This is a genomic window from Pseudarthrobacter leeuwenhoeki, assembly GCF_055412885.1.
In genome coordinates this window covers 1-1,170 of the sequence record NZ_JBVAYY010000044.1, presented here as the reverse complement: position 1 = coordinate 1,170, position 1,170 = coordinate 1, and the positions used below count along the sequence as shown (strand labels likewise).

At 65.8% G+C, this 1,170-nt stretch carries 1 protein-coding gene; it reads left to right on the top strand.

The window, feature by feature from the left end; translation table 11 throughout:
• Positions 1-44 precede the first annotated feature (44 nt).
• Positions 45-1,170, top strand: a 1,126-nt coding sequence (locus tag ACZYX4_RS17640) for an IS110 family RNA-guided transposase (protein WP_463878402.1), incomplete at its 3' end; no start/stop codon positions are given.

The following is a 1,170-nucleotide window of genomic DNA, read 5'->3' as shown; positions in this document are numbered from 1 at the left end:
GGTGTCGTGACTGCGGCCATATGGTGGTGCAAAGGAGCGCCGGTATGGAACAGGAATTCGACATCTTCTGCGGGCTCGATGTCGGCAAGAGCGAACATCATGCAACCGCGCTCAACGCCGCCGGGGAGCGGGTTTTCGACAAACCGCTGCCGCAGGACGAGGCACGGCTCCGGATGCTGTTTACCGCCCTCCAGGAGCACGGACAGGTCCTGGTGGTGGTCGACCAGCCCAACACCATCGGGGCGCTGCCGGTTGCTGTGGCCCGGGATTGTGGTTGCGAGGTGGCTTATCTGCCGGGACTGGCCATGCGCAAAGCGGCAGACCTCTACCCGGGAAAGTCCAAGACCGATGCCCGTGACGCCTTCATTATCGCGGCCACGGCGCGCGCGATGCCGCACACTCTGCGCGCGGTCGACCGGGACAGCGAGGTCCTCTCGGCGCTGAAGGTGCTCTCCGGGTTCGATGAGGATCTGACCCACGAATGCACGCGCGCGATCAACCGGCTCCGGTCCCTGCTGCTGCAGATCTTCCCGGCCCTGGAACGCGCCTTTCCCGGCACCGTCCTGACCCGTTCCCTGGTCCTGGAACTGCTGATCAAATACGCGGGCCCGACCGGTCTTCGTGCCGCGGGACGTGGGAATGTGCTGCGCTGGGCCCGCAACCACAGCCGCAAAGACCCGGCCGCGCTCATCGCCGCCGTGTTCGCCGCCCTGGGCGAGCAGACGGTAACCGTCGCCGGGACCGAGGCCGTGGAGCTGGTCATCCCACGCGTCGCCGCCCAGATCAAGGAACTCAAACACCAACGGACCATCGTGGCCGAAGAAGTCGAAAAGCTCCTGGACGACTTCCCTCTTTCCCGGGTCTTGATGTCCATGCCGGGAGTCGGCATCAAGACCGCCGCCACGATACTCCTGACCATCGGCGACGGGAGCAGCTTCCGCACCTCCGGCCACCTCGCCGCCTACGCCGGCATCGCACCGGTCACTCGACGGTCCGGAACGTCCATCCGCGGGGAATTCCCTGCCCGCTCCGGCAACAAACAGCTCAAGAACGCGCTCTTCAGGTCCGCCTGGATCGCCTCCTGCCACGACCCCGTTTCCAAGGCCTACTACGCCCGGAAACGCGCCGAAGGCAAGAAACACAACGCCGCCGTCATCTGCCTTGCACGCC